Source organism: Lentzea sp. NPDC051838 (assembly GCF_040681245.1).
Lineage (GTDB): Bacteria > Actinomycetota > Actinomycetes > Mycobacteriales > Pseudonocardiaceae > Lentzea.
Genome location: NZ_JBFAYI010000003.1, coordinates 538,536 through 563,374 on the forward strand (window position 1 = coordinate 538,536; position 24,839 = coordinate 563,374).

Annotated in this window: 23 protein-coding genes; 8 read left to right on the plus strand and 15 right to left on the minus strand. The window is 68.8% G+C overall.

Translation table 11 applies throughout. The annotated features are described in order from the left end of the window. Positions 1-24: 24 nt before the first annotated feature. From AB0M24_RS10940 to AB0M24_RS10955, 4 genes are read left to right on the plus strand one after another with little or no spacing between them, the layout of a single operon-like run. The gene (locus AB0M24_RS10940; RefSeq protein ID WP_363764151.1) at positions 25-732 is read left to right on the plus strand and encodes a DUF998 domain-containing protein; all 708 of its coding nucleotides are present in this window, start codon (positions 25-27) and stop codon (positions 730-732) included. Continuing rightward, positions 657-1,067 carry a hypothetical protein gene (locus AB0M24_RS10945; protein ID WP_363764154.1) on the plus strand — a complete coding sequence of 137 codons (411 nt, stop codon included), beginning with the start codon at positions 657-659 and terminating at the stop codon, positions 1,065-1,067. The genes AB0M24_RS10940 and AB0M24_RS10945 overlap by 76 nt, the downstream gene beginning before the upstream one ends. After that, complete coding sequence (locus AB0M24_RS10950; RefSeq protein WP_363764157.1) at positions 1,067-1,633, plus strand: TIGR03086 family metal-binding protein; 567 nt, start codon at positions 1,067-1,069, stop codon at positions 1,631-1,633. Before AB0M24_RS10945 ends, AB0M24_RS10950 begins: the two co-directional genes overlap by 1 nt. An 11-nt stretch (positions 1,634-1,644) precedes the next feature. Beyond that, on the plus strand, positions 1,645-1,983 hold the full coding sequence (locus AB0M24_RS10955) for a hypothetical protein (protein WP_363764160.1): 339 nt from the start codon (positions 1,645-1,647) through the stop codon (positions 1,981-1,983). An 11-nt stretch (positions 1,984-1,994) separates the two neighbouring features. On the opposite strand, the gene AB0M24_RS10960 is transcribed toward AB0M24_RS10955, so the two are convergent. Genes AB0M24_RS10960 through AB0M24_RS10975 form a run of 4 tightly spaced genes read right to left on the minus strand, consistent with a single transcriptional unit; the run spans position 1,995 to position 6,016 of the window. Continuing rightward, positions 1,995-2,690: a class I SAM-dependent methyltransferase gene (locus tag AB0M24_RS10960; protein ID WP_363764163.1), complete on the minus strand. Its 696-nt coding sequence runs from the start codon at positions 2,688-2,690 to the stop codon at positions 1,995-1,997. Then, a complete protein-coding gene (locus AB0M24_RS10965; protein ID WP_363764165.1) occupies positions 2,683-3,351 on the minus strand; it encodes an NAD-dependent protein deacetylase of SIR2 family in 669 nt (222 codons plus the stop codon). The genes AB0M24_RS10960 and AB0M24_RS10965 overlap by 8 nt, the downstream gene beginning before the upstream one ends. After that, a complete protein-coding gene (locus AB0M24_RS10970; RefSeq protein ID WP_363764167.1) occupies positions 3,351-4,958 on the minus strand; it encodes a hypothetical protein in 1,608 nt (535 codons plus the stop codon). The genes AB0M24_RS10965 and AB0M24_RS10970 overlap by 1 nt, the downstream gene beginning before the upstream one ends. Next, a complete protein-coding gene (locus tag AB0M24_RS10975; protein WP_363764170.1) occupies positions 4,955-6,016 on the minus strand; it encodes a MoxR family ATPase in 1,062 nt (353 codons plus the stop codon). Before AB0M24_RS10975 ends, AB0M24_RS10970 begins: the two co-directional genes overlap by 4 nt. A 157-nt stretch (positions 6,017-6,173) precedes the next feature. On the opposite strand from AB0M24_RS10975, the gene AB0M24_RS10980 reads away from it, so the two are divergent. Further along, on the plus strand, positions 6,174-7,856 hold the full coding sequence (locus AB0M24_RS10980) for a cellulase family glycosylhydrolase (RefSeq protein ID WP_363764173.1): 1,683 nt from the start codon (positions 6,174-6,176) through the stop codon (positions 7,854-7,856). A 344-nt stretch (positions 7,857-8,200) separates the two neighbouring features. Beyond that, positions 8,201-8,833: a hypothetical protein gene (locus tag AB0M24_RS10985; protein ID WP_363764176.1), complete on the plus strand. Its 633-nt coding sequence runs from the start codon at positions 8,201-8,203 to the stop codon at positions 8,831-8,833. Positions 8,834-8,872: 39 nt separating this feature from the next. Here the strand turns inward: AB0M24_RS10985 and AB0M24_RS10990 are convergent, their stop codons facing one another. From AB0M24_RS10990 to AB0M24_RS11005, 4 genes are all read right to left on the minus strand, one after another. Further along, on the minus strand, positions 8,873-9,346 hold the full coding sequence (locus AB0M24_RS10990; protein ID WP_363764179.1) for an NUDIX domain-containing protein: 474 nt from the start codon (positions 9,344-9,346) through the stop codon (positions 8,873-8,875). Further along, entirely contained in the window at positions 9,343-10,827 is a 1,485-nt protein-coding gene (locus AB0M24_RS10995; protein ID WP_363764329.1) for a glutamate--cysteine ligase, read from the minus strand. Before AB0M24_RS10995 ends, AB0M24_RS10990 begins: the two co-directional genes overlap by 4 nt. Positions 10,828-10,955: 128 nt before the next feature. Continuing rightward, positions 10,956-11,450 (minus strand): ricin-type beta-trefoil lectin domain protein, encoded by a 495-nt coding sequence (locus tag AB0M24_RS11000; RefSeq protein ID WP_363764182.1) that lies wholly within the window; start codon positions 11,448-11,450, stop codon positions 10,956-10,958. A gap of 90 nt (positions 11,451-11,540) precedes the next feature. After that, complete coding sequence (locus tag AB0M24_RS11005) at positions 11,541-12,023, minus strand: RICIN domain-containing protein (RefSeq protein WP_363764185.1); 483 nt, start codon at positions 12,021-12,023, stop codon at positions 11,541-11,543. A gap of 186 nt (positions 12,024-12,209) precedes the next feature. Between AB0M24_RS11005 and AB0M24_RS11010 the strand changes: the two genes are divergently transcribed. Beyond that, positions 12,210-15,068: a BTAD domain-containing putative transcriptional regulator gene (locus AB0M24_RS11010; protein ID WP_363764188.1), complete on the plus strand. Its 2,859-nt coding sequence runs from the start codon at positions 12,210-12,212 to the stop codon at positions 15,066-15,068. A gap of 51 nt (positions 15,069-15,119) precedes the next feature. Here the strand turns inward: AB0M24_RS11010 and AB0M24_RS11015 are convergent, their stop codons facing one another. Both AB0M24_RS11015 and AB0M24_RS11020 read right to left on the minus strand, forming a co-directional pair. After that, the gene (locus tag AB0M24_RS11015) at positions 15,120-16,280 is read right to left on the minus strand and encodes an FG-GAP-like repeat-containing protein (protein ID WP_363764191.1); all 1,161 of its coding nucleotides are present in this window, start codon (positions 16,278-16,280) and stop codon (positions 15,120-15,122) included. Between the two features lies 1 nt (position 16,281). After that, positions 16,282-17,592, minus strand: a complete 1,311-nt coding sequence (locus tag AB0M24_RS11020) for a VCBS repeat domain-containing M23 family metallopeptidase (protein ID WP_363764194.1) — start codon at positions 17,590-17,592, stop codon at positions 16,282-16,284. Between the two features lie 122 nt (positions 17,593-17,714). Here AB0M24_RS11020 and AB0M24_RS11025 point away from each other — a divergent pair, with 122 nt between their 5' ends. Next, positions 17,715-20,540, plus strand: a complete 2,826-nt coding sequence (locus tag AB0M24_RS11025) for a BTAD domain-containing putative transcriptional regulator (protein WP_363764197.1) — start codon at positions 17,715-17,717, stop codon at positions 20,538-20,540. Here AB0M24_RS11025 and AB0M24_RS11030 read toward each other — a convergent pair. From AB0M24_RS11030 to AB0M24_RS11050, 5 genes are read right to left on the minus strand one after another with little or no spacing between them, the layout of a single operon-like run. Continuing rightward, a complete protein-coding gene (locus tag AB0M24_RS11030; protein ID WP_363764199.1) occupies positions 20,509-21,309 on the minus strand; it encodes a carbohydrate ABC transporter permease in 801 nt (266 codons plus the stop codon). The two genes, AB0M24_RS11025 and AB0M24_RS11030, sit on opposite strands and share 32 nt — an antisense overlap. Further along, on the minus strand, positions 21,309-22,118 hold the full coding sequence (locus AB0M24_RS11035; protein ID WP_363764202.1) for a sugar ABC transporter permease: 810 nt from the start codon (positions 22,116-22,118) through the stop codon (positions 21,309-21,311). Before AB0M24_RS11035 ends, AB0M24_RS11030 begins: the two co-directional genes overlap by 1 nt. Further along, a complete protein-coding gene (locus AB0M24_RS11040; protein WP_363764205.1) occupies positions 22,115-23,335 on the minus strand; it encodes a sugar ABC transporter substrate-binding protein in 1,221 nt (406 codons plus the stop codon). Before AB0M24_RS11040 ends, AB0M24_RS11035 begins: the two co-directional genes overlap by 4 nt. Further along, a complete protein-coding gene (locus AB0M24_RS11045; RefSeq protein ID WP_363764208.1) occupies positions 23,332-24,072 on the minus strand; it encodes an amidohydrolase family protein in 741 nt (246 codons plus the stop codon). The genes AB0M24_RS11040 and AB0M24_RS11045 overlap by 4 nt, the downstream gene beginning before the upstream one ends. Next, entirely contained in the window at positions 24,069-24,818 is a 750-nt protein-coding gene (locus AB0M24_RS11050) for a hypothetical protein (RefSeq protein WP_363764211.1), read from the minus strand. Before AB0M24_RS11050 ends, AB0M24_RS11045 begins: the two co-directional genes overlap by 4 nt. Between the last annotated feature and the right edge of the window lie 21 nt (positions 24,819-24,839).

Sequence of the window (24,839 nt, forward strand, 5' to 3'; positions counted from 1 at the left end):
GTTCACGCGGGCGTTGACCGATATGTGCTGATTCCTCGACTAGCCGCCACCGGCGGTTCACTCGCCGTCGTCGCCACCGTGGCCATGGTCGGGCTGCTCGACCTGACCGTCGGCCCGTTGCGCCGCACGATCAGCGAGTACGCGCTGGGCGACTACCGCCCGGTTTTCGACGTCGCCGTGCTGCTGCTGGCCGTCGGCTCGCTCGCGATCCTCGCCGCGCTCGTCCACAAGGGACTGACGAAGTGGCGTTCCGGCGGCTCGATCGCGCTGATCCTGTGGTCGGTGGGCTTGCTGCTGGTGGTCGCGTTCCCCAAGACGAACTGGGCGATGGGCACCAACGCACTCAGCGGCAGCATCCACCGGTTCGGCAGCATGATCGCGTTCGTGAGCCTGCCGATCGCGGTGATCCTGCTGGCGCGGCCGTGGCTCAAGGACCACGTGTGGGGCAGGCACGCGAAGGTCACGCTGGCGTCCGGTGTGCTCAGTGCTGTCGCATTCATGCCGATCCTCTACGCCATTGCGATGGGAGCGGCGTCGGACGTTCGGTGGTGGCGCGTGTTCCCGTTGGGCTACATCGAGAGGATCTTGCTCGCGGCCGAGGTCGGCGCCGTCCTGGTCGTCGGGCTGTGGGCGATCGCGGCAAGTAGGGTTGCGCCATGGCGAGTTGGGGAGACCTCGCGGATTACGTCCGCGCCGAGTACGACGTCATCCACGACGAGGACGAGGAGCTGAGGATCCTCTTCACCTTCGGGGACGAGGAGGAGGGCGACGACGAGCGCACGCAGGTCGTGATCATCGTCCGGGAAGTGCTCGACAAGATGCACGAATGGGTGCAGATCGCCTCCCCGTGCGGCCTCGCGAAGGACGTGAACCTCCGCGAGGTGCTGGAGGAGGTCGGCAAGTCCACCGTCGCGTGCGGTCTCGCGATCATGGGGGAGCACGTCGTGGTCCGGCACTCGTTGCCCCTGGCGGATCTCGACATCCACGAGTTCACCGATCCGCTCCAGCTGCTCGCCGGCACGGCAGACACGCTCGAGGAAACCTTCTGGGGAGGAGACGGCTACTGATGTTCGACTTAACGCCCGCGGCCGATCGGCTCGCGGGGTTGGTGCGCAACGTGACGGACGGGGACCTGAAGGCCCCGACCCCTTGTCCCGATTACACGGTCGGCGACCTGCTGGACCACGTCAACGGCCTGTCGGTGGCGTTCACCATGGCAGCGTTGAAGACGCCGCTCGACGGCACGGCGTCCGGCGACGCGTCCCGGTTGCCGCTGGACTTCCGCGAGTCGATGCCTTTGAGGCTCGGCGAGCTCGCGGAGGCATGGCGCGCGTCGTCGGCGTGGGACGGCATGACCCGGGCGGGCGGCGTCGACCTGCCCGGCGAGGTGGCGGGCGCCGTGGCGCTCGACGAGATCGTCCTGCACGGCTGGGACCTCGCCCGCGCGACGGGCCAGCCGTTCGACGTCGACGAGGACCTGCTCCAGGTCGTGCACGGCTTCGTGTCGTCGATCGGCCCGGACGACCGCGACGGCTCGCTGTTCGGCCGCGCGGTGGAGGTCGACTCGAATGCTTCTTTGTTGGACCGTGTCCTAGGACTCAGTGGGCGCAATCCGGCGTGGAGCCTAGGTTAGGCTCTCCTAACGTGAGAGCGATTACGGTGCAGGTTCGGGCAGGCCTGGGCGTGGGACGCCTGGCCGCCGCGGTGGAGTCCCTCGTGGAACTGCATCCCGAACTGTGTCGTTCCGGCTTCGTACACGTAGAGGTCGTGGACCCCGCCGGCGCCACGGACGCCGCACTGGCGCGGGCGGAGGCGGGGCTCGACCTGCAAGCAGGTGTCTTGATGCAGGCCGTGTGGCTCGATGCGGGACCCTCGCAGTCCGGTCGCATGATCGTGGTGCTGCACGACATCGTGGCGGACCGGATGCCGCGGATCCTGCCGTGGCTGGTGCAGGCGTGGAGGCAGCCCGCGCTGGTCAGCTGACGCCCAGATCTCTACTTCTTCTGGGCCACGAACACGTACTCCTTGCCCGGCCGGTCCGGCGCGTCGCGCACGTCCACGACCTCGAAACCGCACCGAACCAGGCCTGCCTCCACCTCGGCGCGGGAGCGGAACCTCAGCTTCGAGTCGGACGCGAGCTGCGAGCCGTCGGGGAACCGGTACGTGTGGCGGAACGACACGAACGGCAGGCTCACGTCGAGCAGCTCGAGCTGCTCGCGGACCCCGCCCCGCACCCTCGGTCCGGTCCGTGCCCAGTCCTCCCACGCCCGTTGCTCCGGCCGCCGCGTCTCGAACACCAGGTGGTCGCCGGGACGCAGGGCGGCGTGGATTCCGCGGAGGGACTCTTCCCAGTCCTCGCCGAGGAACACCTGCGCCACGTTCCCGGTCATGGTCGCGAGATCGACCTTCAGCGGTGGCAACGACGTCGCGTCGCCGTGGATCCAGGTGACGCGGGAGTCCTTGGCCCGTGCGATCTCCAGGGAGGCCAGCGCCGGATCCACCCCGACGACCTCACGTCCGGAGGAGGCGAGCAGCACCGCCAGACATCCGGTGCCACATCCGATGTCGAGCACCGAGCGAGCACCGACCTCGTCCGCGACACCCGTGTACAGCGCGAGATCGTCACGCTGCCCGTCGAAGGTGTCGTAGAGCCGAGCCAAGCGTGGATCGGCGAAAATGGCATCAGGCATGCCACATCCTAGGTCCGACGACGAACGGCATCAGCAGCTCGATCACCTCGCGGTCCGGCCGCCCGTGCAGTTCTTCCTCCGCGACGCGACGTGCGATCCCAGCCAGGAAGTCCGCGACCTGCACACGAGCGTCGTACTGGGAGTCCACCAGCGTCAGGCTTTCCAGCCGTGGCGCGAGCTTCTTGAGCTGCCGGATCCGCCCGTCCGTCAACGACAGCTGCTGGTCGTGCACGATCGACACCGGTCCGCACCACTGCGCCACGGCACGCAGAATCGCCGGGAACAGCGGATCCAGCGTCCCACGCGGGCCACGCGCGCGCAGCAGGTCGTTGTAGTGCTCCAGCGGCCCGGAAACCGCGCCGAACTCCGCGCGCACCCGCGAGGCCAGGAACCGCCGCTTGTCCACGAGCTGCACCCGAGCCCGTCCCGCGAGAGGCCCGCCGGGACCCAGGAACCACAACAGCACCCACCGGTTCTTCTCGCGCAGCAGGTGGTTCGCCTTGTACTCCACGGCAGGCGACTTGATCATCGAACGCAACGACGAGACACACGCGGACGCCTCGTCGGAAGACAGCCCCACGGCCGCGTGCGCGAAGACCGCCGTGACCCCGCCGACGAGCTTCTCGCCCTCGGATCCCGACTCGTCGCAGGCGATCTCCATCAGGACATCCGGAACACGGGTCCACGTGCGCGGAACGGCAGATGCGCGCCGGCGGGAATGAGGAACGCGTGCTCGCGCCGGATCCGCAGCACGTCGCAGTACCCGTCCGTGATGACCAGAAGAGGCCCGGTGGAAGGAAAGTCCTGGGCGCGTTCGAGCAGGTCGACGCCGGGCTGCAGCACCGTGCCGCCGCGCCCGCGCACAGTCACCCTGCCCGCGATGTCCTCGACGGGCACGTATCCGGCGTCATATGCCATCGCATCACAGAAAACCACGCGCGCGGCGGGCACGTCACGTGCCGCGGCATAGGAAGCGATCGCGCCCAACGCCTTGCCCAGCAAACGAGGATCCATCGAGCCGGACGTGTCGAGCACGACGCCGAACGTCGGCCGCGCGTCCAGGACCTCCGGGCGCACCCAGCCCGGCCGTGGAATGTCCGGAGTGGACGCTTGACGTCGAGAGGCACGCGCGTAGGTGCGGCGTTTTTCCACGGCGGGAACGAATTCCTCGAACCAGCGCGCCAGCTGGGCGTCCCACGACAACGGCGGGTGCTCCAGCGCGCGGATCTCCTCGACCAGCCCGGAGGGGAGCAGGCCGCGTGAGACGGTGTGACAGCTCAATCCGGTCAGCAGCGCGCGGCGGTAGAACTCGTCCAGGTCGGTGATATCGGCAGGTCCGCGCAACGGTGACCCGAGCAGATCGCCCTGATGGTGGCCGCGCAACGTCAGAAGCTTCCGGTACCGCCGCAGATCCGTCGTGATCAGGTCGTACACGGACTCGGCCGACATCCCGCGCAACGACGGGTCGTGCAGCACACCGGAAGGAGCCGACCCGACACCCATCTCGACCAGCCAGCCGTTGACCACGAAGTCCGCGGCGATGTTCCACAGGTACGCGTCGCGCCCGCCGACCCGGTCGCAGTGGCGCAACGCGGCGTGCAGCATCTCGTGCGCGAGAACGAACCGCCACTCCTCGCGGGACAGTCCGGCCAGTGGATTCACGTAGATCTCAGCAGAGGCCGTGGACACCGCCGCGATCGAGATGTCCCAGCCCCGCGCCAGTTCCGCGTCCGCCACCACCGTCATGGACGACGCCAGCGCGCCCAGCAGCGGGTAGTTCGACACGAACCAGCTCAGCGCGAGCTCCCACTCGGTCTTGGACGGCCGCGCATCGGACAACGAGGAACGCGCGCCGCCTGCCACGTCGATCGCGGCCACGGCGGCGTTCGACAGTCCGGTGGCGAACCGCTGCGCCCACTTCTCCGGTTCTTTGGAAGCCTCGCCGCGGACGCACTCGTGCGGTCTCCAGGAGTCCGGCCTGCTGCCGAACTTCAGCGCGGGCTGGAAGTCCAGCACGTCGTCGCACGAGTGCGTGCCGAAACCCAGGTGCAGCAGGCAATGTGCGAACACCCACGCCCACTCGTCCTCGCTCGCCTTCCGCGTCGGGTGGGCGAGTAGCGCGCCGTTCAACGAGATGTCCGCCCACGGGTGATCGGACTCCCGGCGCACGTAGGTGGTGAGCGCGGCGAACAGCGGATGCCTGTCGATCCGTCTGTTCGCCGCGGCGAAGGCCAACGCGGCCGGGTCCACCTGAGCGCGGCGGCTCATGCGCGTGCAGCCACCAGTCGGGGCAGATCGCGCGTGACCTCGACGAGGAACCACGCGGGCAGCACCGGGTTGCCCTCGTCGTCGGCCGCGATCACCATCTGCGCGATCTCCAGCGACAGCTCCGCGAGCTCCAGCAGCAGCGCCTTGCCCCGGTGCGCGAGCTGCTTGCCCGCCGAGGGCGCGTGCGCCTTGTCGTGCGGCAGCTCCTTCACCAGCCGGGCGCGGAACGCCTCGGCCAGGAAGTACAGCAGATCGCGGTCACCGGGCGCGGACGGCCAGCGGACATCCCCGCGCAGCACCGCTTCCAGCCCGTACGCGTGCCGCACGGTCTTCACGAACGCCTTGAACATCGAGGCGTGGTTCGCTGTGACCGTGCCGAACGCCAGCACGCCGAGGATCTCCTCGGAGACGTCCTCGCCGAACGAGTGCAGCGCGTCGGACAGCATGTGCCAGCCGCGCGGCGTGGAGAACGTCTCCTCGACCTTCGGCGCCGCGCTCCACAGGTGGTCCGGGCGTTGCGTGAGGTACTCGAGCACCCACGGGTGGATGTTGTTCTCGCGCGCCCACGCCAGCCAGTCGCGAGCCGACGCGGTGAGGTGCACGTGGACCATGCGGTTCACGAGTGCGGACGCCATGGGGCGCGCCAGCGCGTTGTCGACCGCCCGGTTGCCGGCGCCGATCACGATCGAGCCCTTCGGAAGTTCGTAGGAGCCGACGCGCCGGTCGAGGATCAGCGAGTAGAACGCCTTCTGCACCTCGGGGGAGCTGGCGTTCAGCTCGTCGAGGAACAGGCAGTACGGGTCGTGGCGCGCGATCGTTTCCGGTGGGGCGAAACGAGATCTGCCACCGACCAGTTCCGGAACTCCGATGAGGTCCTCCGGCGCGAGCTGCGTGCCCAGCAGCGTCACGCACTCCAGGCCCAGCTCGGCGGCGAACTTGCGGACGAGCGAGGACTTGCCGATACCCGGTGCTCCCCAGAGGAAGACCGGTCGGACGACGGCGACGTGCAGCAGCACCTCCGGAAGCTGTGCTGGTGTCACGGTGACTGTGGATCTCATCAGGCCTGCAGGATGCCGCACCCGACTTGTTCCGGTCGCCCGAATTTGTTGACACGGGCAGTGGTCTAGTGCTGTGATTCAACGCACAACAGATAGGAAACCTTCTTAACTAAATCGCCGCCGCACCCTGCTGTTCCTCTTACACAGGAGGCACCCTGTGGCCAGATCCCTGTTGCTGGTACTCCCGGCAGCGTTAGCGCTCGCAGTCCCGGCCATCGCGGTCGCCGCCCCGGTCCAGTACCAGGCGGAGAGCGCGACGGTCGAGAACGGCCTCGTCGAGTCGAACCACGCCGGCTTCACCGGCAGTGGTTTCGTCAACTACGACAACGAGGTCGGCAGCTCCGTCGAGTTCACCGTGACCTCGCCGAGTGCGGGTCAGGCGACGCTCACGTTCCGGTTCGCCAACGGCACCACGGCGAACCGCCCGATGGACATCTCGGTGAACGGCTCGCTGGCGGCGGACGAGCTCTCGTTCCCCGGCACGGGCGCGTGGACCACGTGGCAGACCCGAACCACCACGGTCGCGCTGAACGCGGGCACGAACAAGATCAAGACGGTCGCGACGACGGCCAACGGCGGCCCGAACCTCGACCGCCTCGACGTCGAACCGCCGTCGGGCCCGCCGGACACGGTCGCTCCCTCCGTGCCGGGCAACCTGCGCTCGACGGGCACCACTTCGTCGTCGATCTCGCTGGCGTGGGACGCGTCCACGGACAACGTGGGCGTCACCGGATACGTGCTGTCCAACGGCAACACCGCGACCGGCACCACGCACACGGTGACCGGCCTGACGCCGGACACCGCGTACACCTTCACCGTGCAGGCACGTGACGCGGCCGGGAACCTCTCCGGCGCGTCGAACTCTCTGACTGTGCGGACTACTCCTGGTACGCCGGGTGGCACGCGTCCGCACGACATCAACGGTCTGCTGCGTGTGTGTGGTGTGCAGCTGTGCAACCAGTACGGCAAGCCCATCCAGTTGCGCGGCATGAGCACGCACGGCATCCAGTGGTACCACCAGTGCGCCAAGTCCCAGTGGTGGGACGCGCTGGTGAACGACTGGAACGCGGACTTCATCCGCGTCGCCATGTACATCCAGGAAGACGGCTACGAGACGAACCCGCGCAAGTTCACCGACATGATGCACGGGTACATCGAGGAAGCCACGCGTCGCGGCATCTACGTTCTCGTCGACTGGCACCAGCTCTCGCCGGGAGACCCGAACTACAACCTGTCCCGCGCCAAGACGTTCTTCACGGAGATCGCTACGAGGCACAAGGACAAGACCAACATCATCTACGACATCGCGAACGAGCCGAACGGCACGTCGTGGGCGAAGGTCAAGTCCTACGCCGAGCAGATGATCCCGGTCATCCGCAACATCGACCCGGACAGCCTCATCGTCTCGGGCACCAACGGCTGGTCGACGTTCGGCCACTCCGACGGCGAGGACCCGTCGGTGGTGCTGAACAACAAGGTCAACGCGACCAACTTCATGTACTCGTTCCACTTCTACGCCAACTCGCACAAGCAGGCGTACATCGACGTCCTGAACCGCGTCTCCAGCGCTGTTCCGGTGTTCGTGACGGAGTTCGGCACGCAGACCGCGTCCGGTGGCGGCTCGAACGACTTCACGACGTCGCAGAAGTACATCGACCTGATGGCGCAGAAGAAGATCTCTTGGGCCAACTGGAACTACTCCGACGACGGGCTGTCGGGCGCGGTGTTCAAGACGGGCACCTGCTCCGGCACGAACTTCTCGGGGACCAGTGTGCTGAAGGAAGCCGGCGTGTGGGTGCGCGAGCGCATCCGCACCCCGGACAACTTCCCGACCAGCTGATCTGAGGGCGCAACACGAACGGCCTCGTCGCTTCGGCGGCGGGGTCGTTCTTTGTTGCTGTCACAGTGGAATCGGCCCACGATTGGGTGCGTGACGAGCACTCTGGAGGGTGGTGGAGCGGTGTGGCGGGCCGGTGGGTTCGCCGCGCTGTTCGTTGGTGGCGGGACCGTTCGCCCTTTCGTTGCCATCGCAGTGAAAGCGGCCCACGATTGGGTGCGTGACGAGCACTCTGGAGAGTGGCGGAGCGGTGCGGCGGGTGGGTGGGTTCGCCTCGCTGTACGTCGGTGGCGGGACCGTTCGCCCTTTCGTTGCCATCGCAGTGAAAGCGGCCCACGATTGGGTGCGTGACGAGCACTCTGGAGAGTGACAGAGCCCTGCGGCGGGCCGGTGGGTTCGCCGCACTGCTCCTTGCTGCGTGCTACCTGGCCATCACCGCGCTCTACGTCGTCGCCGGGGCCGTCCCGCCCGACGAGGACGGGGCCGCGTGGCTGGCGTACTTCGCCGACAAGACCCTGGTCTGGACGCTCATCGTTTTTCTGTCGGTGCTGACCGATATGCTGTTCCTGCCGGTGGTGGCGCTGGTCCGAGAACTGCGCCGCTCGCCGCCCCTGATCCTCGGTGCCGGGTTCCTGGTTCTCTTCGTCGTGCTGGACCTGGCAGTCACGTGGCCGAACTACGCGGCCCTGATCCGGATGAGCTCGCTTCCGGACCAGGCCTCGCCGGCGGCCGCGGCCACTTATGCGTCATCGGTGCTCGGTTCGGGCCTGTTCGCTCTGTACGCGATCGGGGTTCCCGCGCTGGGCATCGCGTTGATCAGCGTGGAGCTGCGCGGACTCACCCGGTACGCAGGCGTCGTGACGGGTGTCGTCGGTGTGGCCGCGGTGATCGGTGTGGGCGTCCTGGTGATCATCGTGTCCGTGCTGACGATCGCCTGGGTCGCGCTGGTCGGAGTCTGGCTGCTCAGGCTCCGCGACTGAACCGTGCCCGCGAGGGGAAAGGAGGAACCACCGAGGCGCTCAGTGCTGGACGAGGCCGCCGACCGGGACCGTGGCGACGTGTCCGGTCGCGGGCAGGGTTCGTGCGAGGTCGAGGCCGACGTCGACCAGTGACGATCGGCGAAGGCGCGCGACGTCGGAGATCGGCGTCCAGAGCGGGTCGGCGGTCGCGCCGTCCGGCTCCGGCCGCAGGGAGCCGCCGGTGATCCGGACGCGGTAGAACACGCCGACGTTCTGGTGTGGCAGAGGGTTGGGCTCGTGGCGTTCGGCCGCGGGGATCACCCTCGAGTCCACTCCGAGCAGGCGCTCGACCACCGCGTCGCAGCCCGTCTCCTCGGCCACCTCGCGGATCACCGCGTCGAACGGGTCCTCGGCGTGCTCGACCCGGCCACCCGGAAGACTCCAGTGGCTCTCGCCTGCCCGCGGCACGTCGCGGACGAGCAGCACACGCCCGTCCTCGACGCACACCGCGTAGGCGGCCAACCGGAAGCTCATGCTCCGGTGACGGGCCACGAATGCACGGGTTCGTTGGCGTGCATCAGTTCCACATAGGACTTGAGCATCGTGCGGAGTGCGTCCGCGCGGTCCAGGTGCGTGTGGTCGTAGTGCCGGTGGAACTCGCGTGCCTGCCAGGTCGCGCCGTTCACCCCGGTCAGACAGCGCTGCTCGATCACGCCCAGTAAACGGTCCCGTTCCGCCGAGTCGACACCCCAGCGGATCAAACCCTCGTGCGCGAGAGGAAGGAGGCGCCGCAACACCAACTCCACAACAGGCACGGTGCCGACACCGGGCCAGTACATCTGCGCGTCCATGCCGTTGCGGGAGGCGGCGTTGAAGTTCTCCTCGGCGGCCTGGAAGCTCATCTGCGACCACAGTGGACGCTCGTCCTCGGCCAGTGCGCGCACCAGGCCGAAGTAGAGCGCGCCGTTCGCCAGCGTGTCGACGATGGTGGGGCCCGCGGGCAGCACCCGGTTCTCGACGCGCAGGTGCGGCCTGTCCCGCACCACGTCGTACACGGGGCGGTTCCAGCGGTAGATCGTGCCGTTGTGCAGCTTCAGCTCGCTCAGCGCGGGCGTGTCGCCGTGGTCGAGGACGGCCAGCGGGTCCTCGTCGTCGCAGATGGGCAGCAACGCGGGGAAGTACCGGACGTTCTCCTCGAACAGGTCGAAGATCGAGTTGATCCACCGCTCGCCGAACCACACCCGCGGCCGCACGCCCTGTGCCTTGAGCTCGTCGCCACGGGTGTCGGTGGCCTGCTGGAACAACGCGATGCGGGTCTCGCGCCACAGCTCCTTGCCGAGGAAGAACGGCGAGTTGGCGCCGACCGCGACCTGCACGCCGGCGATGGCCTGCGCGGCGTTCCAGTAGGCGGGGAACTGCTCCGGCGACACCTGCAGGTGCAGCTGCGTGCTCGTGCAGGCGGCCTCGGGCACGATCGACGATGCGGTGAGGTGCAGCCGCTCCACGCCGTCGATCGAGATCTGCAGGTCCTCGCCCCGCGCCGCCAGCACCTGCTCGTTGAGCAGCGCGTACCGGGGGTTGCTCGACAGCTGGTCCGGCGTGACGTGCTTGGTGCGCAACGTCGGCAGGATGCCGTTGATGACCATGTGCGCGCCGATCTCGCGCGCCTTCTCCTCGGCCGAGTTCAGCGACCGTCGGACCGTCTCCTCGAACGAGGTGATGCCCCCGCCCGCGAGCCGCCGCGGCGCCACGTTGATCTCGATGTTCCACTGCCCGAGCTCGGTGACGAAGTCGGGATCGTCGATGACCGCGAGCGCCTCGTGGTTCTTCATCGCCGGATCGCCGTTCTCGTCGATCAGGTTGATCTCGATCTCCAGGCCGGTCATCGGCCTCTCGAAGTCGAACCGCGCCTCACGCAGCATCCGGGCGAACACGTCGAGGCACCGCCGCACCTTGGTGCGGTACCGCGTGCGGTCCTCGCGCGTGAACTCGTGCTTCGCGACGTCCTCGCCCATGGTGGCCTCCCGGCGGTCGAGAGCTAACCCCACCACTGTGCATCATGGTTGATCAATCCGACACCCGTGTGTCTTGTTCCGGAACAGCGGACCGCCCCTGGGGGTGACGGTCCGCCGGGTGCCTCGGCTCAGGCCGGGATGAAGCTCCAGCGCGTGGCCTCGTCGCAGTTGATCACGAACCCCCACTTGTTGGGCCCGCCGCTGTTGGTGTGCAGACACTTGGTCGTCTCCACCGCGTGCCTCACGTACTTCGGCGACGTGCCCGGAATGCGCCAGCCGCCCGACGGCGTGTAGCAGTCCTTCATGAGGAAGACCGTCTCGCCGTTCGACGCCAGGCACGCGTTGGCCGCGTCGTTGAGGAACCTGTCGACGCCGTCGCCGTCCGTGAAGTGGAGCCACCTCTGGTCGGACCGGCCGTCGCAGCCGAGGAGGAAGGCCCCGCCCTCCTTGGCCGCGGTCAGGCACAGCCGCGAGCTCGCGTGCCGGATGGTCACCCACCCCGAAGCAGCGCTGACCTCGTCCGGTGCCGCCGTGGCCGAGGCCGGTGCGATCAGCATCGTGCCCACTGCCGCGAGCGCCGCCCCCGCGCCGGCAATGCGGCGCATCAGTCGTCTGAATTCCATGAAACCCCCTTTGTCGGAGCTCCTGCACGAATTGCCGAAGCGGCGGGCCGCCTGGGGGCCGGCCCGCCGCACCCCCGTCTCAGCGGGTGGTCACACGGTCCGCCAGAACCAGCGCGACGCCTGCTCCCGCGGCTTCAGGTAGACGCGCTCGTTGTTGGCCCCCGACGAGTTCGCGTCCTTCTGGGTCGTGCGGTGGGTGATCCACTTCTTGTCACCGGAAGTGGTGTTCCACAGCTGCCACGCGTTGACCTCGCCCGGCTTGGCGCACGGGAAGGTGTAGACGTTCGTGCCGTCGGCGTCGAGGCAGTGGCCCGACTTCGGGTTGCGGATGATGCCGTTGGCGACGACCCAGACCATGGACGGGTTGTCCTTGTCGCACGTCGCGGTCGTGACCGCACCCTTGAAGTCCTGGATCGTCTTCAGGGTCAGGCAGGTGGTGCCCGTGTTCGCGTTGACGATCTGGATCGGCGTCGCGGCCTGCGCCCCCTGCGCGCCTCCGACCAGAAGCGTCGCGACGAACCCCGTGGCAATGCCGGCTCCGGCGACCCGGCGCAGCATCGACTTGAATTCCATGAAAAATCCCCTTTGTCAGAATCGCGCATTTCGCCGCGATCTGAGGGGAATCTAGAAAAACCGATCTACAGGCAACCTACAGAGCCTCTACACGGTGTTACCCAGGCGGGCACCAGCTCAGCTGTGCGCGCAGTGTGGAGCCGCTGCTACGCTCCGAAGTCGTTGCTTGGACCGGGTGGGGGAGCCTTGGTTACTACAGCGACGTTCGCGGTCCTCGGGCCGCTGCGCGTCACGAACAACGGCCTGCGCCTCACGCAGGCCAGTCAGCGTCAACGGGCTCTGCTCGCGGCGCTGCTGGTCAGGCCGCATCAGCCGGTCGGGCTGCCGGACATCGTCGAGGCGTTGTGGGGTGAGCGCCCGCCCGCTTCGGCCATCGCGAACGTGCACACGCACGTGAGCCGGTTGAGGCAGGACCTGGCCGGCATCGGGCTGAACGACCGGGTGGTCACCGACAGCGGCAGCTACCTGCTGCGCATCGAACCCGATGAGCTCGACAGCACGCATTTCCAGAAGGCCGCAGAACAGGCGCGTGCCGCGTTGCGGACGGGCGACGCGGTGACGGCGGTGGCCACGTGGGAAGAGGCGTGGAGCAGGTGGCGCGGGGCGCCGCTGGAGGACGTCGAGCGGGGCGGGTGGCTCGAGGTCGAGGTGGTGCGGCTGGAGGAGATGGCCGTGTCCGCCCGTGAGGACTTCGCCGACGCGCGGCTGGCGGCGGGTCAGCTCGGGGTCGTCATCGCCGAGCTCGGGGCGTTGGTGCGGCAGTTCCCGCTCCGGGAAGGGCTGTGGCGGAGATTGATCCTCGCGCAGCACCGGGCCGGGCGGCGGGCCGAAGCGTTGGAGACCTATCAGACGCTCAGGAACGTGCTGGTCGAGGCGCTCGGTGTGGAGCCGTGCGACGAGGTGAAGAGGCTGCACCAGGAGGTTCTCCGAGGGGCCGCGGCACGGCGGGTGGTGCGGCCGATGCAGCTGCCGTCCGAGGTCGAGAGCTTCACCGGACGCAACGATGAGACGAAGGAGCTCGTTCGGCTGCTCACCGCGCCGACCGAGCCGGGGCGCAGCGTGGTCGCGGCGATCACCGGCAAGGCGGGGGTGGGCAAGACGGCGCTCGCGGTGCGGGTGGCGCACGAGGTCGGCACGGGGTTTCGCGGCGGGCACCTCTACGTGCGGCTGGGCGGCACCTCGCCGTCGCCGCGCGATCCCGCGACCGTGCTGGTGGAGCTGCTGATCGCGCTCGGGGTGCACCCGCACGCCGTGCCGGACGACCTGGAGGCGCAGGCCGCGCTGTACCGGTCGCAGCTGGCCGCGCGGCAGGTGTTGATCGTGCTCGACGACGCGGCCGGCATGGCGCAGGTCCGGCCGTTGCTGCCCGGTTCGGCCGGGTCGGCGGTGCTCATCACCAGCCGGGTGCAGCTGGTCGAGGCGCACACGGTGCAGCTCGACGTCCTGGGTGAGCAGGACGCCGTCCAGTTGCTGGGGTCGATCGCCGGGCAGGAGCGCCTGACCGCGGAGCCTGAAGCCGCCGCCGAGGTCGCGCGCTACTGCGGCAACCTCCCGCTGGCGCTCAGGATCGCCGGCTCCAGGCTGGCGCGGCGTGCGCACTGGACGGTCGGCAGGCTCGCCGACCGGCTGGCGGGGGAGGGCACGCGGCTCAACGAACTGCGCATCGACGACCTGGAGGCGCGCGCCAGCCTGGCGTTGAGCTACGAGACGCTGACCGACGACCAGCAAAGAGCGTTCCGGTTGCTGAGCCTGCTCGACGTGCCCGACTTCCCCGGCTGGGTCGCGGGTCCGCTGCTCGACGTCGCGGTGCCGGACGCCGAGGAGATCACCGACAGCCTCGCCGACGTGCACCTGCTGGAGTCCGCCGGTCCCGGCCGCTTCCGGTTCCACGAGCTGCTCAGGGTGTTCGGCCGGGAGCGGGCAGTGGGAGACGAGAGCACCGAGGCGTTGCACAGAGCCTTCACCGCGTGGCTCGACCTGGCCGTGCGGGCGGAGAAAGACCAGCCGTGCCGGTTCCTCAAGACGAACGTGCCCGATCGGGGTTCGGTGCCGGCGGTGCGCACGGGCGACCCGCTCACTTTCCTCGAAACCGAGCGCGACGCCCTTGTCGCGGTGGCGGGCCAGGCGATCGCACTCGGCATGACGACGCTCGGGTGCGAGGTCACCGGCGTGCTGACGACGTTGTTCGACCTGCACGGCCACTACGACCTGTGGCGCCGCACCCACACGCTCGCGCTGGAGGCGGCTGAGCGCGACGGCGAGAAGCACCACCAGGCGGTGCTGCGCCAGGGGCTCGGAGCACTCGCGTTCTACCGCGACCACTTCCACGAGGCGAGCGCGTACTTCGCCCAGGCACAACGGCTTTTCGCTGATGCCGAGGACGTTCGCGGCCACGCCTACGCCGATCTCGGCGTCGGCAGCGTGCACATGTTCCACGGTCAGCACGACGAGGCGGTCGTGGAGCTGACCCGCGCGCTCGACGTCTTCCGCGGCTGCGAGGACGACTGCGGCGAGGCGTTCTCGTTGCAGGGACTGGGCGTCGTCCGCCGCAACCAGGGCCGTCTCGACGACGCCGAGAAGCTCCTCGACGACTCGCTGGCGATCTTCGTGGAACTGGGCTGCGCGTACGGCCGCGCGTGCACGTTGTTCAGCATGGGCCTGCACCACAACGCCAAAGGCGACCTGGAGGCGACCGAGCGCACTTTGATGGAGGCCGTCGACCTGTTCGGCGCGGCGTCCTGCCCCCGCGACGAGGCATTGGCGTTGCACGTCCTCGCCGCCGTCCACGCCCAGCGGGGCGACGCGAACAGGGCCGCCGAGCTGATGGCCCGCTCGCAGGTCGCGTTCTCGCCGGCGGACGAGAGCGTGGGCAAGGCCGAGACCCTCTACAGCCTCGGCTGGGTCGCTCACCGCACCGGCCGCGCGGACCACGCCGCAGCCTGTTTCGACCAGGCCTGGCGCCTCTTCAACCGCCTGGACATGCCCATGCACCGCTCGTGGACAGAGCACGCGCTGACCGGGCTGGGCCTCCCGCTTCCACGATGAAGGGAACTTCCTCCACGTGAGGTGGAGGAAGGTTCCCTTCATCGAGAGCGATCAGTTCGCTGCCAGGGTCCAGCCGGACCAGCCGGAGCCGACCTGCACACCGGACGAGAAGCCGCCTGAGCCGGTTCCGAGCCACTGCCAGAGGGTGTTGTCGGACGTGCGGATGGCTACCAGGTCGGCCTTGTTGTCGCCGTTGACGTCCATCGACGTCATCTGCCGGAACCCGTTCCAGCCCTGACCGACCTGCACGGCGGTCGCGAAGTCGGCGCCGTTGCGCTTCCAGAAGAAGAGCTCACCGGCCGAGTTCGTCGCCCAGATGTCGCCATCGGAGTCACCGTCGGCGTCACCGACCGAATGCCGTGCCAGCGACGCCCAGCCCTCACCGACGAGGACCCGTTCGGCGAACTTGCCCAGGCCACGGCCGACGTAGAGGTACATCTTGCCGCCATCACGAGCGAGGATGTCGGTTTTGTTGTCCCCGTTCACGTCGCCGAACGCCACGTTCTCCATGGCAGCCCAGCCCGTGCCGACAGCGGTGGCCGAGCCGAAGCTGCCGTTGCCCTGGTTGTGCCAGTAGTAGAGCGTGCCGCTGCCGATCGCCCACAGGTCGGCCTTGCCGTCGTTGTTCGAGTCGCCGATGCCGATCCGCGAGAACCCGCCCCAGCCCGGCCCGAGCCGCACACCGGCCGAGAAACCGCCGCCCGCCTTGCCGTAGTAGACGAACGCGGTCCCGGACGGGTCCACGCCGAGCGCGTCGTCGTACTTGTCGCCGTTCACGCTCTTCGACGGCAGCACCACGGCCGGGGGAGCACCCACCGCGGCACGGGCCTCGTCCATGAACTGCTTGTAGCGCCCGGACTTGTAGGTAGACCACGGCGACCAGTCCGAGCCCTGGTCGGAGATCTTGTACGCCTCACGGGCGTTGCACGCCGCGTTGTAGGCGCACGAGTCGCTGACCTCGGGGTGCCAGTAGTCGTTGATCTGCCACAGACCGCGGTCCACGGAGTTGTGGCTGTCGCTGTTCACGTACCGGGCAGCCGGGTCACACCGGGACTCGGCCATGCCCACCGCCACCGCGACGACGAGCCTCTCACCGCTGAATCCCGCGGCACGGCCGTTGGACACGCACAGGTCGATGTCGCCGGCAGCCTGAGCACTGGGCGTGAAACCCAGCAGCGCGGCCGCCACCAAAACGCCGGAGAGGAGCTTCATCTCAGTTCACCGCCAGGTCGAAGCCGGACCAGCCGCTGCCGATCTGCACTGCCTTGCCGAACGTGCCCGCACCGCCGCCCAGCCACTGCCACAACGTGTTGTCGGACGACCGGATCGCCACGAGGTCGGCCTTCGCGTCGCCGTTGACGTCCATCGACACCAGCTGCCGGAAGCCGTTCCAGCCGGAGCCCACCTGCGCCGCGGTCGAGTAACCGGACGCGTCCTTGCGCCAGAAGAAGAGATCACCCGCCGCGTTGGTCGCCCAGATGTCGCCGTCACCGTCGGCGTCCGCGTCGCCCGCGGTGTGCCGGGCGAGACCCGACCAGCCTTCACCGAGCAGCGACCGCGCCGCGAACGTCCCGCTGCCCTGACCGGTGTAGACGTACATCTTGCCGCCGTCACGGGCGAGGACGTCGGTCTTGTTGTCGCCGTTGATGTCCACAAAGGACACGTACTCGAACGCGCCCCAGCCCGGCCCGACCTCCTTGGAGGCCGCGAACGTGCCGTCACCCCGGTTGTTCCAGTAGTAGAGCGTGCCGTTCTTGACCGCGAACAGGTCGGCCCAGCCGTCGGCGTTGGAGTCGTTCACGGCGATCACCGAGAAGCCGCTCCAGCCGGGACCGAGACGAGTCGCCGCCGAGAAGCCACCACCCGCTTTGCCTCGGTAGATCCACGCGGTACCGGACGCGTCGACGCCGATCGCGTCGTCGTAGATGTCGCCGTTGATGCTCTTCGCTGCCTTGTTGGCGGTACCGCAGTTCTGCGACACGTACGTCTCGGTGCCCGCCGAGTAGTCGAACGCGTCACCGTGGAACGACGCGGGCCGGATGTAGTCGGGGTAGGACTGGCCGCTGCCCCGGTTGCGGTACTCGAAGTGCAGGTGCGCCGAGATGCCGGACGAATTGCCGTCGGTGTTCCCGACCGTGCCGATCAGCTCGCCCTGCCGGACCACATCACCGTTGTGCACGGACTTCTTGTCCAAATGCGCGTACAACGTCGAATAGCCACCACCGTGGTCGATTTCCACGTAGTTGCCGTAGTCGGACGTCTCGCCGCCCTCCCACCGCACGGTGCCGGCCGCCGCCGCGAGCACGGGCTCGCCGCGGTCCTCGTTTCCGCTGGTGCCGGACATGTTCCAGTCGATCTCGTTGTTGCGGTGCGCGCTGCTGGCACCGGAGTTGCCGACCCACGAGGTGCCGCAGATGAACGGCAGCTCGAGTGAGGGAGCGGCGTGGGCGGTGCTCGGCGCGAGCGTCACCGCCATCGCGGCCACGGCGGCGCCGACGACCGTTCTGCCGATTCTGGAGGCCATTTCCCAATCCCGTTTCTCGTCGTAAGAAGGACGCTGAAACGGAATTTAGGAACCCGTTCTACACGGGTCCTACAAGAGCTCTACAAGGTTTCGTGCAAGGTGTGTGGTGCAGCCTGCGCGGCGTGGGAACCACGGCCAGTTTCGAGATCCTCGGTCCGCTGCGGGTGGCCAACTCGGGTCAGCCGCTCAAACCAGCCGGTCCACGGCAACGCGCGCTGCTCGCCGCGTTGCTCGTGCGGGCCGGGCAGTCCGTCAGCCAGGCGGGCCTCATCGACGCGTTGTGGGGCGAGAACCCGCCCGTCTCCGCCGTCGCCAACGTGCACACCTACGTGAGCCGGTTGCGCCGCGACCTCACCGACATCGGCCTGCCCGGCAGGCTCACCACCGACAGCGCGGGCTACCGGCTGCACGTCGAGCCGGGCGAGCTGGACAGCGAGATCTTCGAGGCCACCGCGGCGAAAGCCCGCGAAGCGCTCACCAACGGCGACGCGGGCAGGGCCGTGGCGCTCTGGCAGGACGCCTGGCAGCTCTGGCACGGCACGCTCCTCGAAGACGTTCCTCGCGCGGGCTGGCTGGAGGCGGACGCGGTCAGGCTCGACGAGATGGCCGCCGCCGCAAGGGAAGACTCCGCCGACGCACGCCTCGCCGCCGGCCAGTACGGCGCGTTGATCACCGAGTTGGGCGTGCAGGTCCGCCAGTTCCCGCTGCGAGAAGGCCTGTGGTGGCGGCTCATGCGGGCCCAGCACCAGGCCGGACGGCGAGCGGAGGCGCTGGAGACCTACCGCGCGGTCCGCGAGGTGCTCGTCGACGCGCTCGGCGTCGACCCGTGCGACCAGATCCAGGACCTGCACCAGGAGATCCTGCGAGGCAGACCGGAAAGACACGACCCGGTCCGTCCGATGCAGCTGCCGCCCGAGGTCGACGACTTCACCGGCCGCGCAGCCGAACTGACCCAGCTGCGCGAGATCCTCACGCACCGCACCAAGTCCACACTCGCCGCCATCACGGGCAAGGCGGGCGTCGGCAAGACGTCACTCGCCGTCCGCGCCGCCCACGAGATCGGCGACCAGTTCAGCGGCGGCCAGCTCTACGTCCGGCTCGGCGGCACCGGCTCGTCACCCCGAGACCCCGCGACGGTGCTCGCCGAGCTCCTCATCGCGCTCGGCGTCCACCCTCACGCGGTCCCGGAGGACATCGAGGCCCGCGCCGCCCTCTACCGCTCCCAGCTCGCCGCCCGCCAGGTGCTGATCGTCCTCGACGACGCCAGGAGCATGGCCCAGGTCCGCCCGCTGCTGCCCGGCTCCGACTCGTCCGCCGTGCTCGTCACCAGCCGCGTGCAGCTGGTCGGCGCGCAGACCGTGCACCTCGACGTGCTCGGCGCCCAGGACGCGATCAAGCTGCTCGGCGAGATCGCGGGCCAGGACCGGATGACCGCCGAACCGGACGCGGCCGCCGCCGTCGCCCGCTACTGCGGCAACCTCCCGCTGGCCCTGCGCATCGCCGCTTCACGACTGGCCCGTCGCGGCCACTGGTCGGTCCGCAGGCTCGCCGAACGCCTTGCGGGAGAAGGAACCCGGCTCAACGAGCTGCGCATCGACGACCTCGAAGCCCGTGCCAGCCTCGCGTGGAGCTACGAGGCGCTCGACGACGTGCAGCGCCGCGCGTTCCGGCTGCTCGGTCTGCTCGACGTGCCGGACTTCCCCGGCTGGGTGCTCGCCGCGTTGCTGGAAGTCGACGTCCACGACGCCGAGGAGATCGTCGACAGCCTCGCCGACGTGCACCTGCTGGAGGTCTGGCAGGGCCGCTACCGCTTCCACGACCTGCTGCGAGTGTTCGCCCGTGAGCACGCCAACGAGGACGATGACCGGAAAGAGGCGTTGCACAGGGCTTTCACCGCGTGGCGAGACCGTGCTGTCCAAGCAGAGTCCGGGCTGCCGTGCCGGTTCCTCAAGGTGACGCTCGATCCCGGCGGTGTCCAGGCTGTCGGCAACCCGCTGACGTGGCTCGAAGGCGAACGGGACGCGCTCGTCGGCGTCGTCGAACAGGCGTTGAAACTCGGCATGACGACCGTGGCGTGCGACCTGGCCTGCGCGCTGACCACGTTGTTCGACCTGCGCAGCCACTACGACCTCTGGCGCCACACCCACGAGCTGGCCCTCGCCGCCGCCACCGACGAACGGCACAAGGCCATGCTGCACCAGGGTTTGGGCGCGCTGGCGTTCTACCGCGACCGCTACGGCGAGGCCAGTGAGCACTTCGCGCGCGCCCAGGAGATCTTCGCGGGCACGGACGAGCACCGCGGCCACGCCTACGCGCACCTCGGGCTCGGCAGCGTGCACCTGTTCCACGGCAGACAGGACGAGGCCGCTGTCGAGCTGACTCAGGCGCGCGAGACGTTCAGCGACTGCCAGGACGAGAGCGGCGAGGCGTTCGCGTTGCAGGCACTGGGAATCGTCCACCGCAACCAGGGCAGACAGGCCGCAGCATCGGAATCCCTCGGCCACGCGCTGGAGATCTTCACGAGACTCGGCAACCGGTACGGGCAGGCCTGCGCGTTGTTCAGCCTCGGCCTGCACCACAAGGCCACGGGAGATCTCGCCCGGACCGAACGCGCGTTGCTCGACGCCATCGACCTGTTCCGCGCCGCCTCCTGCCCACGCGACGAAGCGCTGGCGTTGCACGTCCTCGCCGCCACCTACGCCGAACAGGGCGACGCGGGCAAGGCGTCCGAGATGATGTCCCGCTCGCTCACCGTCTTCTCGCCCGAGGACGAGAGCGTCGGCAAGGCCGCCACCCTCTACAGCCTCGGCTGGGTCGCGCACCGCAACCAGCGCGCCGACGAGGCCGCGGCGTGCTTCGAGCAGGCGCTGCACCTGTTCGTGCGCCTGGACATGCAGGTGCACGTCCGCCGCACCGTCACCGCGTTGCAGCAGCTTGGACTGTGTTGACCAACCTCCGTTGCACCAGGAGGAACACCAGCAGGCACGGCAGCCCGGTGACGGTCGCCGCGGACATCAGCTCGGGCATCGTGAGGTGCCCGGCGTCCAGTGTGGACAACCCGACCGTCAGCGTGGCCGTCTCGCCGCTCCCGGACACGACCAGCGGCCACAGGAAGTCGTTCCAGTGCCACAGGAACACGAACACGGCCAGCGTGGCGAGCACCGGCCGGCACAGCGGCAGCACGATGTTCCAGTAGACCCGCCAGTCACCGGCGCCGTCGATCCTGGCGGCGTCGAACACCTCGTCCGGCAGCGCGCGGATGAACTGCCGCAGCAACAGCACGGCCTGCGCGTTGGCGAGCGTCGGGACGATCAACCCCCAGTACGTGTCCGCCCACCCGAGCAGCTGGATGAGCACCACCGACGGCATGAGCACCGCGTGGAACGGCACCATCAGCGTCGACAGCAACGACCACAGCAGCGCGTCCCGGCCGGGAAAACGCTTGCGCGCGAACACGTACCCGGCCATCGACGCCGACAGCAGCACGAGCACCACGGACACCGACGAGTAGATCAGCGTGTTGCCCGTCCACCGCAGGAAGTCCTCCGTCGACAGCAGCCCGACGAAGTTGTCCAAGGTCAGCGAGCTCGGCCACGCGTAGGGGAGCGTCGGCGCGAGGCGTGGCGTCAGCGCGACCACCACCATCAGCACGAACGGCCCGATCGCGAGCAACGACACGATCGCGAGCAACACCGTCAGCCCAACACGGCTTCTCATCAGGGATTCCGTTCGAACGCACGCCGCTGAGTCAGCGACACCAGCAACACGATCGCCCACAGCACCAGCCCGGCCGCCGCGGCCTTGCCGACCTCGAAGTACGTGAAGCCGTACTGGTACACCGCGTACGCCAACGTGTAGCTGGCTCGCGCGGGACCGCCGGTGGTCATCACGTAGACGAGGTCGAACACCTGGAACGCGCCGATGGTCTCCACCACGACGACGAAGAACATCGCGGGCCGCAGCGACGGCAACAGCACGTGCCGGAACCGCTGCCAAACGCTTGCACCGTCCACTTTGGCCGCTTCCAGGCAGTCGGCGGGGACGTTGCGGATACCCGCGAGCAGGATCAGCATCGCGTAGCCGAAACCCTTCCACACCCCGACGATCGCGAGCGCCGGCAACACCGTCGAAGGGTCCCGCAGCAACCCGGCCGGCTCGAACAGCCACTTCCAGATCACCCCGCTGAGCACCAGGCTCGTCACGTACGGCGCGAACAACGCGGCCCGGAAGAACCCACGCCCCCACGGCACCGAGTGCAGCAACAACGCCGTGCCCAGAGCCACCACGAGGATCAACGGCACGTAGATCGCCACGTACGTCACCGTCGTGCACAGGCTTTCCAGGAAGTACCGGTCCTCGAACAACCCCGTGTAGTTCTCCGCGCCTGCGAACGCGAAATCGCCGCCGGGCTGGTAGTCGGTGACGCTCAACCCGGCCGCGCCGAGCATCGGCAGGAACCGGAACGCACCGAACAACACCAGCACCGGCAGCAGGAACGCCAGCACCGTCAGTGGCTCGCGCCTCATCGTTTCCGCAGCAACGCGTCGACCTCTCCCGCGGCGTCGGCCAAAGCCTGCTCCGGTGTCCTCTGACCGAGCAGAGCGGCCTGCAGGTGCGGTGCCAGCAACCCCATCGCCTTGCGCGCCTGCGGATGCGCGTCCCCGGCCCGCGCGACCGGCAGTGCCTGCGCGAAACCCTTGTCCACCTCGTCGACGACCGGAGGCGACGAGTCCGTCCACGGCAGGAAGTAGCCGGAGTGCACGCACAGCTCCTCGACGACCTTCGGCGTGCTCATGTACGAGAGGAACTTCCGCGCCGCGTCCGGGTTCTTCGCCGTGCGCAGCAACGACAACGCGCCGGGCTGCCCGAACGTCGCCTGCACCTTGCCCGTCAACGGAGCGCCGACCACGGTGTTCCCCGCCCCGATGGAGCTGACGACGTTGCGCGCCGTCGCCGGGACCATCGCATGCGCCATCGCGGCTCGACCACCTGCCACCGCTTCCTCGGCCAGCAGGGACCGCTTGGTCGCCGCGTCACGAGGCAGCCCGCCCATCTCCTTCAGGTCGACGAGGAACTTCAGCGCCTCCACCCCCTGCGGCGACGAGAAAGCACTCCTCGTGCCGTCGGCGGAGAACACGGATCCGCCCGCCTGCCACAGCAGCGGGTAGAAGGTCATGTTGAGCGTTTCCTCGGTGGAGCCCGCGTAGTCGAGGACCGGGATGCCGCGTGCGGCCAGCTTCGGCGCGGCCGCCTTGACCTCGTCCCACGTGTCCGGCAGGTCCGAGATCCCGGCCTCGGCGAACAGCTTGCGGTTGTACACCGTCGTCGTGACGGTCTGGTAGATCGGCAGCCCGTAGGCCTGGCCCCGCACGGTCAGCGCGTCGACCGCCGACGGCCGGTACGTGTGCTCGGCGCTCAGCACCTCGCTCACCGGCAGCAGCGCCTTCTGCTCCACGTACTGCGGAATGATGTCCGGCTGCAGCAGCACGACGTCCGGCCCGCTGCCCGCCATCAGCGCGGCGCCGAGCTTCTGCTCCCTGCCCTCCCACGGCTGGAGCTCTATGCGCAGCTTGACCCCGTGCTCGGCTTGAAAGCCCGTCTCGACCTTCTGCCAGTACGCGCGGTTCTGCGCCTGGTCGGCGATCACCGGGAACATCCACAACGTCACGGCGTCCTCTCCTGGCTTCGCGGCGCATCCGGTGGCGACCAGAGCGAGCGCGAGCAGTGCTGCCGTTGCCTTCATGCGGCGACTTCCGTTCTGATGCCGAAGAGGCGCGCGGCGTTGCGCCACATCACGTGCTCGGTCTCGTGCGCACTGAGGTGGGCGTCCGCGACCACGCCCAGCGCGATCGCCGGGTCGACCAGCGTGCTGTCCGTGCCGAAGAGCATCTGCGCGAGCGGCACCCGGTCGAGCGCGTACCGGTAGCGGCCGGCGTCGGTGATCGAACAGCACGGTTCCAGATAGAGCCGGTCGGTGCGAGTGGCCGCCTCGACCGCCGTCCGCCACGCCGGTCCACCCATGTGCCCGGCGATCACTCGCAGGTCCGGGTACCGGTCCAGGACGTCGACCAGGCCGAGCACCGACTCGTCCCACGTGTGCACCAGCACCGGCAGCCCGGCGTCGGCGGCCAGGGCCATGGTGTCCTGGATGGCCTTCGACAGCAGGGTCTGGCCGGGGTAGGTGGTGTGGATCTTGACTCCGACGAACCGGCCCGTGGGCAGGTACTTCTCCAGCTCACGGGCCCCGGCGGCGAGGTCGTTGGGGTTGAGCACCACGTACCCCAGCAGGCGCGGGTGGACGGCGAGGACCTCGGCCATCCACCGGTTGCCGGACACCATGTCGTAGGTGACGGCCTCCGACGCGGACACGATCTGGAGGTCGATGCCGTAGCGGTCCATCAGCGTGAGGTTGAGCTCGGCGGCACCCACGTCCGTGGCGAAGAACCACGGTCCGGCGTGCGCGTGGACGTCGATGATCACAGCTCTTCTCCTAGCCAGGCCGCTGCCGTTCCGCCAGCCACTTGTGTCCACTCCTGCTTCGTCAGACCGGCCATGCGCAGACGTAGTGCTGACGGCATGACGTCGTGCAACGGCGTGCGCGACCCGTAGGCGAGGTGGTGCGCGCCGACCTCACCGGCGATGCGCTCTATCGAGTCCGGGCCGACCAGCATCCGGGTCGACGCGACGAAACCGGGCTCGCGGCGGGCCGTCACCACGAAGTCCGCCACCCGGTAGGCGTGCACGTCGAGGAAGCACACCCGCGCGCCCCGGTCCGCGAACGGCCGCCAGAACTGGCTGAAGTCGCCGCTCGTGAGCAGCACCAGGTCGTGGCCGACGGCGGTGTCGATGACCGCCGCGAGACCGGGGGAGCCGGGCTCGACCCACTGCTCGGGCGGGAACAGCCGCAGGATCCTCACCCCGGACTCCGCGAGCCTGCCGATCTCGTCCTCGGCGCCCAGCGCGTCCCGGATGTCGACGCTGCCGACGGGCACGAACCGGGGCTGCTGCTCGGCCGCCTTGTGCGTCTCGTCGTTGCCGGAGCAGACGTCGAACAACGGACCGCGCAACGAGCACAGCAGGCCGCGGCGGATTCCGTGGCTCTCCTGCTGCATGACCACCGCGTCCAGCGACGCGTCGAGACGGCGGTTCGGAACGGCGCCGAACAGCACGTCGACGTCGATGCCGATCTCGTGCCGCTCGGCGGGTGTCGGAGGGAGGGTCACCATGACGGTCGAGTCTGGTGATCC